3 protein-coding genes and 2 pseudogenes are annotated in these 9,219 nt (G+C 40.1%); 2 read left to right on the forward strand and 3 right to left on the reverse strand.

Features of this window, described 5'->3' with window-relative positions; translation table 11 throughout:
* Positions 1-54: 54 nt before the first annotated feature.
* The gene (locus Xets_RS13145) at positions 55-5,181 is read right to left on the reverse strand and encodes a type I polyketide synthase (protein ID WP_187651839.1); all 5,127 of its coding nucleotides are present in this window, start codon (positions 5,179-5,181) and stop codon (positions 55-57) included.
* A gap of 590 nt (positions 5,182-5,771) precedes the next feature.
* Between Xets_RS13145 and Xets_RS13150 the strand changes: the two genes are divergently transcribed.
* Positions 5,772-6,740 carry an IS30 family transposase gene (locus Xets_RS13150; protein WP_187651840.1) on the forward strand — a complete coding sequence of 323 codons (969 nt, stop codon included), beginning with the start codon at positions 5,772-5,774 and terminating at the stop codon, positions 6,738-6,740.
* 33 nt (positions 6,741-6,773) lie between these two features.
* Here Xets_RS13150 and Xets_RS13155 read toward each other — a convergent pair whose 3' ends face one another.
* A complete protein-coding gene (locus Xets_RS13155; protein WP_187651841.1) occupies positions 6,774-7,427 on the reverse strand; it encodes a Crp/Fnr family transcriptional regulator in 654 nt (217 codons plus the stop codon).
* Positions 7,428-8,004: 577 nt separating this feature from the next.
* Between Xets_RS13155 and Xets_RS13160 the strand changes: the two are divergent.
* Positions 8,005-8,193 (forward strand): annotated as a pseudogene (locus Xets_RS13160) (IS110 family transposase); the annotation flags it as partial.
* 287 nt (positions 8,194-8,480) lie between these two features.
* On the opposite strand, the pseudogene Xets_RS13165 reads toward Xets_RS13160, so the two are convergent.
* Positions 8,481-9,135, reverse strand: a pseudogene (locus tag Xets_RS13165) (IS110 family transposase); the annotation flags it as partial.
* Positions 9,136-9,219: the final 84 nt, after the last annotated feature.

Raw genomic sequence — 9,219 nt, forward strand, 5'->3', positions numbered from 1 at the left:
AACTTACGTTCTCCACACAGTTATTTATTGCTAATTATGCTCTTCTGAATCATTTTATTTTTCATTCAGTCCGGCATTTTCCCTCGTTGACACAATATAAAGCGGTGATGAGTGATCAAACGGATATTTCGGCCAGAAACTCCGTTTATTCATGGGGAGGGTGATCGCTTCATCACCGCTTTTTTTCGCTAACCACCTATGTAATGTTTCAGGCAACTCTGTCTGCATGACATCATCCTGACCGTTCACAGAGGTCTGTAATTCATCCACTCTCTGCCCCGCCAAAAATGCCGCCAATTTATCAAGCAGTTCCTCATAACTGCCGACTTTCACCACCAATCGCACATCTAAATGTTTACGATAAAACCGTAATGTCGATATGAGCTGAGGCAATGGTGTGATATGACGATACTGGTGGATCTGTTCTATGACTGAATTCACATACCGTTTTAATGACTCAATATTATTGGCCGACAGACAGAACCAATACTCTTGTTCTTTATCTTCAATCATTCGATTTTCAGCGTGAGCGGTAACCGGTTCTAAAAGGACAAATGCTGAAACGCCACCTAATCCATAGGAGAGTAAACCCACTAATCCTTCAGGCTGATTAAAGGGCTGACTGGTATTTTTGATGTGTAGCCGGTTGCTATCAATATTTTCACTCAACTCATGTAATTCAGAAATACCCGGTATTTGTTGATGTTTCATCGCTAGTATTGTCCGTACAAATCCTGCAATACCGGAACAGACCTCAAGATGCCCCACGTTCGACTTCATTGAACTGACCACACAGGATGCACGTGCTGACTGTGATAAAAACGCGGCAATGGCATCGGCTTCACTGAGATCACCGACATGAGATGCAATACCATGGGCTTCAATATATTGCAGTTTTTCGATATCCGCCTGTGCCGTTCTAAACGCGCTTTCCATGACATTCATGTGTGTAGCGGCGTTTGGTGCAGTAAAAGAATCTCCCTGCCCTCCGTGCCAGCTTGCTGCACTTTTTACGTTGACTAAAACCTCGTCGCCATCCGTCACCGCTAATTTCAGATTTTTTAGCAAGATACAGCCAACCCCTTCACTACGAACAAACCCGTGTGCATCTTCATCAAAAGGCTTAACCATACCGTCTACACTCAGCAGGTTTCTTTTCCGCAATGCGGTAAAACGAGAAGGTAATAAGTTGATTTGCGCAGCAGCAACAACCGCTTGATCCACGACACCTGAATTGATTAATGCTTTCGCTTTTTCGACAGCGGAATAAACACTCGCACAAGCAACGTTCAGCGTTTCACTTGGCCCTTTGAAATCAAACAAATGGGATAATCGATTGGCAGACAAATAAGGTGTTGATGCGCCGACTGAGAACTCATCGATTGATGAATTAAATTCAGCGATTACTGCGTAATCATTCGCATCAATACAAACAAAAACAGCCGTCTTTCGTTGGTTAAATTGTTCAGGTGAATAACCCGCATCAGTGATGGCAGACCAGACACTTTCTATCAGTGTTCTATGCTGAGGATCCATCAACATGGCTTCCCGGCGGGATAGGCCAAAAAATTTATAGTCGAAGGCCAGACTGTCCTTCATGAAATATCCTTGTATCTTTTCTCTTTCGATGTTTCTGGTTAATTCATCCGGTAACATCTGCCAGCGTGATTCAGGGTAAATTTCAGGCATCAGGATTTTCTGACTGAACAATGGCCACACATCACGCCAGTGTTCAGCGCCACACAGACGTAAATCAATGCCAATGACGCCCACATCCTTTTTATCAACATCTATTTGTGACGATGTATGAAGTTCAGGCTTCTTCTTTAGAAGATTGTCGTCATTATGCGGTTTTTCAGCGTATTGACTCAGATATTCTGCCAAAGCATGTATGCTAGGGTTTTGCGCTAAAACTACGCTGTTTATCGTCAATCCCGTTAACTGACTGAGTTCCCGAGAAATCCCCTGCATCGCAATAGAATCAATCCCCATATCAGAAAAACGCGTTTTGAAATCCTTATTTTCTGGCTGTAAACCGGTTATCTCCGTAATAACCGACAAAATGGCGGGAACACGCTCTTGCCTGTCTTTTAATTTTGATTGATGTACAGGTCGACGATTAAGCACTTCATCGATTTTCTTCCCCGTCCCCGCCACAACGCAGAGTTCTGCGGGCTGATGAATAAGCGCGTGATTAAAAATTCGGATGCCATCATTGGTTAACAAAGGATCTGTACCCGTTGTTTCCTGTAACATGGACAAGGCTGATTGATTGATTCTCATTCCGCCATCCAACCAGTAAGGCCAGTAAATCACCGTCGTTCGTCCGGCTCGCAGTCCTACCGATTGTTTCTTATTGCGGTTATGCGCAAACGCAGTGAGGTAATGATTTGCAGAAGCATAATCCGTTTGCCCGGGGTTTCCGAACAGCGCCGTTATTGAGGAAAACACAATAAATTGTTTAACAGAAAGTGAAGCGGTAAGTTCATCCAACAATTGACACCCAATGACCTTACTTTCAACAATGTTTCTGACATGTTGTTCCGTCTTTAAAAACATACTGCGATCATCAATACTTCCTGCACTGTGTATAATGAGATCGATGTTTTTATATTGTGTGACGATATGTTCAATGGCTGCGGTGAGTGCCTGACGATCACAACAATCCGCCTGAATATATTCAATCGTGCCTTTTTCTGATGTCTTATAATCCGCAGGCAGTTCAGCACACTTTCGACGACCCATGATCACAACATTTGCATCAAACGTATTGGCTAAATATTTGGCAAATACTTGCCCGAGACCGCCAGCGCCTCCGCTGATTAATACAGTCGGTTTAAAACCCAATAGCGTTTCACGGTGTTGTGCTGATTCTGCCGGAAATGCACTGACGTGATAGTGTAAAGCTTCTAATCGAAGAGCCGATGATCCCTTTTCATCACGGTTCAAACGTCGGCAGAAAGACCTCGATACCGGCATTTGTAACAGTTTTAAACATTGTTCTATATGTTGTGAAACAGTGACATTGTGTAATTGATACCAGCCACAAGGCAAACCGAATTCTTTTTCCAATGATAGAGCGTGTGCATAGAGTGTATTTGTCCAGATGTTTTCTTGGTCAGATAATAGTATCCATGAGCCAGGTCTGGTTAATTCGATGGCTCTGATCAGTTGCCCCAGAAAATGTAAATACCAGTTAACCCAATCTCTTCCTGACGCATCATTGGATAATTTGGGGAGTTCAAAATATCGTTCAGGTGAAACATGTTTTCTCAATACTGAAGATTGTTTTTCATCCAGCATGGAAAAAATAATTGGCACCCTGTTTTTCTCATGATTTAGCGCATCATAAGATAATGTCATGGAAGAAAATAACGGTTCAATCTGGTACAACTTATTGACGTTATTCTGTTTTTCATCCTTGATGATTTTATTTTCAACTATTTCATTTTGTTTCGTTGCAAGCTCAGCAGGAAAATACGTGTTGTGCTGAAAAGGATAAGGCGGAACATAAGTCATACGGTCATTACCTGCTGAAAATACATCTCTCAGGCTATCCTGTTCTCCGTTCAGCCAAGCAGTCACTTTTCCATATTCCGGATCTTCTCTGACAGAGCGTGTTTCAGCTGCTAGTCCATTGGCAAAAGAGATAATTTTCCCCAATAGCTCTTGCCGGGTGTGATAGATAAAAGCGACACGGTATGGCAGATTTGTTCTTCTGGCTAAGGTGTAAGCACAATCACTCACTGAAGCGGTAGGTGTGTTTTGAAGAAACGTTGAAATCAACAAAGCATAGACTCTTAATGCCTTATCTGAGGCTGCTGAAAATGCAAACACATGTGTAGTCGGTTCAGGCTTAAAGACTCTCTGATCCTGATATTCAGAAACAATGGCATGAGCGTTGACACCACCAAACCCAAAACTACTGACACCAAAGCGCCGTACTCCTCCTTCTGCTGGTTGCCAATCACACTCTTCCGTAAGGATACGGAAGGGACTTTCCTCCAAAGCGATTTTTGGGTTTAATTCAGTGAAATTAAGTATCGGTAACAGGCGTTTCTTCTGAATAGAAAGCAAGCCCTTAATCAAACCTACCATGCCCGAAGCCGACTCAAGATGTCCAACATTCGCCTTAGAACCCGACAAAACACAATAAGCTGTACCTAATGTTTCTCCACATTCTTTGGCATGGGCACGGAATGCACGTTTTAATCCGTTAACCTCAATAGGATCGCCTTTTGGTGTTCCCGTACCATGAGATTCAATGTAGGAAATTGAATTGGCAGAAATATTGGCTTTCTGAAGCGCTTTTTTTATGACATTCGCCTGAGCATAAGCATTGGGGGAAGTGATCGTCGCAACACTTCCACCGTGATTGACGGCCACTGCATCAATCACACCATAGATCCGATCGTTATCCGCTAACGCCTTTTCGAGCGGTTTTATCAGGAGCATGCCTGCGCCTTCTCCGCGAACATAACCATTCGCTTGTTTATCAAACGTTTTTAAACTTCCGGTTCTGGACAACATCCCGGCTTGGGAAAAGGCGACAAAGTAAGTGTGGCTAAATAGATAACTCACGCCCCCGACAAAAGCCGCTTCACAATCACCCGTCTGAATAGATTGCACGGCGTAAGAAAGTGCCACCAAAGAACTTGAACATGCGGTATCAATAGGAACACTGGGACCTTTTAGATCCAAATAAAAGGAGATTCTATTGGGAATGAGCGTAGTATACGTTCCGGTTGAAAGATGCCCTTGAATATTCGTAATGGATTTTTCCAGGCGTTCTTTATAATCAAAATTACACACCCCCAGAAAAACACCAATATCAGCGGATTTCACATCATAAACGCCATATCCTGCGTCTTCTAAACATTCAACCGCTAATTCCAAAGAAATGCGCTGCTGAGGGTCCATTAACTCCGCTTCACGAGGCGTGATATTAAAATAAGGTGCGTCAAAACGGTCAAAATTTTCTACCAAGCCAGCCCAACAGCTTGCAGATTTATTTTTTTCAAAATGGGGCGAGTAATATTGACTAACAGGCCATCTGGATTCAGGTATTTCAACAATCGCTGATTTTTTTTCTTGATATAATTTCCAAAATTCCTCTTGGTTATAACACCCAGGGAAACGGCAAGATATCCCCACAATAGCAATTTTTTCTCTGTCATGCATGCACGCATCCCTCTTTCTTTAACTTTTTCTCTCTCAAATATAAAAAACCATCTATCTATAAGAGACTATAAGCTCTATTTAAAATAAAAACGCTCAAAAGTGAGCGTATTATAAAATTATTTATATTCACCTGACAAATTCAAATTTTGGTTGCAATTCATGAGTCAAGTGATTGTATTTTTTATGGATACTTGCTTTTTATTATTGGTTAATATATTTTTCCGTTATTATCATAAAATAGAAGATATGAAATAGCATAGAAAAGAAAGTTTCAGGCATTCAAGATATTTATAATACTTTTATTATAAATTTCTTTTTATGATTCCCGCATTATACCAACGTATAAAAATAATCCAATCTGACATTTCATACTGTTTTAAAAAGGCTAAACCGAAAAATGTTATAGCATTCCAAATCAGAAAAATGCACGACAAGTGATAGAAACTTTCATTCAAAAGGAATGTTATTTTTAATAATCAATCTAACCAGTTAAATAATATACTTTCTTGGATTCGCCTAATAAGTGCAATTTCTGAAAAAGGCGGTCAGTTGCTATAGTAGGCATCTTTCTCGCCAAAGGAAAATGCACTATGGCCTATACACAACTGACCGAAATAGAAAGATATCAGATTTTCAGCTTAAAAGAAGCCGGTTTTACACAACGTTTTATTGCAACGGCTCTCAGTCGAGATCCATCAACAATTAGTCGGGAAGTGAGACGAAATTGTGCGGCACCGAAATATTGCCCTAAACAGGCTCAGCTTAAGGCATTAGAGCGCCGTCATTCTTCGGAAAAAGCAGTCAAAGTCACGCCAGAAATAACACGGTGGATTAAGCAGTTAATTTGGCAAGATTTAAGTCCTGAACAAGCCGTCGGTTATCTCAAAAGGGAAAAGAAAATATCTTTACATCATGAAACGGTTTATAGATTAATTTATAAAGATAAAATTAATGGTGGTGATTTATGGCAGCATCTCAGAATTGCTAGAAAATCGTATCGAAAACGCTATGGAAGTAATGAACGCCGAGGAAAAATAAAAAATAGAATCAGTATTGACAATCGTCCTCAAATTGTTGATAAAAAACAGCGTATTGGTGATTGGGAAGGTGATACTATCGTTGGCAAAGATCATAAAAGTGCTTTATTAACATTAGTTGAACGAAAATCGCTATTTACGATCATCATTAAACTGGAAGATAAAACCGCGGCGGGGGTTGCAAAAGCGGCGACAAGGAATTTATCGCATATAAAACAAAAGATTAAAACCATCATGGTGGATAACGGATTGGAATTTGCCGAACACGAACTTATCAGTAAGAATTTAGAGGCAAAGATTTATTTTGCCCACCCTTATTCCCCTTGGGAAAGAGGAATAAATGAGAACACCAATGAATTAATCAGAGATTACTTCCCAAAAGGAACCGATTTTAATCAGGTATCAGAGCGGGAGATAAATCTTGTCGCCAATAGATTAAATAAACGCCCTCGAAAGACACGAGATGACAAAACACCGAATGAGTTATTTAAAGGAATACCCACTCGTTTACTTCGTTCATAACGGTGTTGCACTTGTTATGTGAATGCAAGTTTATTATTCCATTAAGTATTCTTCAATCCTTTTTTTATCAACAATTAGAAAACGTTCCTTGGACTCCTTGATAATCCCTAGCTTAATTAATTTGCTCATAAAATATCCAATTCGAGAGCGGGTTGTACCTATCATATAAGATAAATCTTGATAAGAAACTTTGTTTTTAATTGAAGATATATTCTCACTATTAACTTCTGAAGACATTCTCATTAATGTATAGGCTAATCTTTTCTCACTATTAAAAATAACAAAGCTAGAAATGGTCCTTTGATGTTCCATAATTTTATTTGCCATATAAATTATAAATTCATACAAAATATCCTTTTCTTTCATTTCTTCTAAAAACGAAGTAAAATTAATTTTTTTTATAATACAGCCCACTAAAGCTGTTGCTGTTTCTGGAATAATATCTCCAGAGAATCCACTTTCACCAAAAAAATCACCTTCTTTATAAAAACCAATATTACATATCCTGCCATCTTTTGTTTGAGTAGAAATTCTCACACATCCTTTTTCTATAAAATAGAAACTTCCCCCCCCCCCACTAACATATATATACTCTCCCTTATTGAACCTTATATTCTTAACATACACTCTATTTCTATAAATAAAGTCAATAATGCTATCATTGAAACTTTTAGCACTGCTACACATTAGTATCACCCCATTATTTTTATAAGGAAAACATGAGTAATTGAAATTATTTCAATATGTTATTGTAATCAATAAAACAAACCCAGTGGATTAGTTTAGTAAAAAAATAATTTCACATTTAATCCTTTGACAATAATTAAAAACTCATGCCTTCCCTACTGTTATTTTAATTAATTCGTTATTTTTGAAAAAATAGCTATAAATACAAAAACCCTTAACTTTTACTTAACTTTCTTATAAAGATAATTTGTATGATCAGGATAAGATGCTCAATATTGAGCATCTTATCCTGATCATGAGTTAGTTTTTTTATTCAGCATGTTACTAAAAATAAATGCCGTCTCGAAGTAACCCTTCACCAGCTCCCTATTGACACAAAAGTGTGACGCTTATTTCTTGATCCACTTTTGCCTGTTACTTGATCCTGCCAGTCCGGTAATTTCCCCGTTCATGAAAAAAAACAGTTTACCGTTAAGCCACCTGAACTTGTAGTGATGTGATGGACGGCCCCTTTTTCAGCGGCAAATAGTGCCATCTTTCTTTCCGATGCACTGAATTTTTCGGGAGAGAACCTATCATGAATACGATCAAAGTCGTTGGCATTGACCTCGCCAAAAACGTTTTTCAAGTCTGTGTCTGGATGGCGGACGGTTCTGTCGCCTCACACCGAAAACTCTCACGGCAAAAATTGCTTGATACCGTGCGCTCTTTTCCGCCCGGCACTGTCATTGCGATGGAAGCTTGTGCAACATCTCACTACTGGGGATCCGCTTGGAAAACGGAATCTATGGTCACTCCCATTTTTGCAATACTGAAATTGAAAATATGTTGGCTTGCTTGAATCTATCCGGCGTCTGAATAGGCTTTATACCTGCGCCTCGATGAGTTCCGCGCCTGATGAACCTCAGAAAAATATACGGCTTCCACTGAGCCATTCCGTTTTACAGGTTCTTCAACAGGCCGATTGGCCGTTCGTATCATCAATAATCAGTATTCGCAAAACCTGATAAGTAACTACTTAAACTTGTTAATCAAGGTAAATATTACGCGATAAAGGCCTGTTGCCGCGGCAAAATCACGACTACTAGCGTATTGTTTTCCATCTCCAAGTTCTGTGGAGATGGTGCTTGCAGTAATCGTCCCCACACAGGGAATTGTCAGTAACCGCTGTCCCGCTTCATCCTCACTTAAAAACTGTTTCAACTGAGTTTCCAGTTCTTTTATCTGATCCATTAAATAGTGGTAGTGTTGCTGTAATTTCAGTAATAACTGATTAAGGTATAAAGGTAAGCAATGATCATCGAGAATAGCGCTGAGCCGATTGATAACTGCCGCGCCTTTCGGAACGCTGATGCCAAACTCCAGCAAGAAAGCATGCATCTGATTAGTCGTTTTTACTTTATCTTGCACCAAAGATTCCCGAACTCGATGCAGCGCCCGCATAGCCTGCTGAGATTCCGTTCTGGGCTGAACAAACCGCATTGAGGGGCGTGATGCTGCTTCACAGATTGCTTCAGCATCAACAAAGTCATTTTTATTAGTTTTGACGAAAGGTCGAACAAATTGTGGCGATATAAGCTTTGGTGTATCCCAACTCTGTAAACTTACGTGCCATAAAGTGAGCACCGCCACAGGCTTCCATGACGACAGTAGTTGCAGGACATGTTGCCAGAAACTCAAAGAGTTTTTGTCGAGTAAAAATCCGCCTTCATAGAAGGCGGCTTTGATTTCGCCCCAGAGGGGCGTTACTAGTTCAGACTCTGAGAGCCTTCACTTCACATCCCTTTTAACG

Source organism: Xenorhabdus sp. TS4 (assembly GCF_014467265.1).
Taxonomy (GTDB): Bacteria; Pseudomonadota; Gammaproteobacteria; order Enterobacterales; family Enterobacteriaceae; genus Xenorhabdus; species Xenorhabdus ehlersii.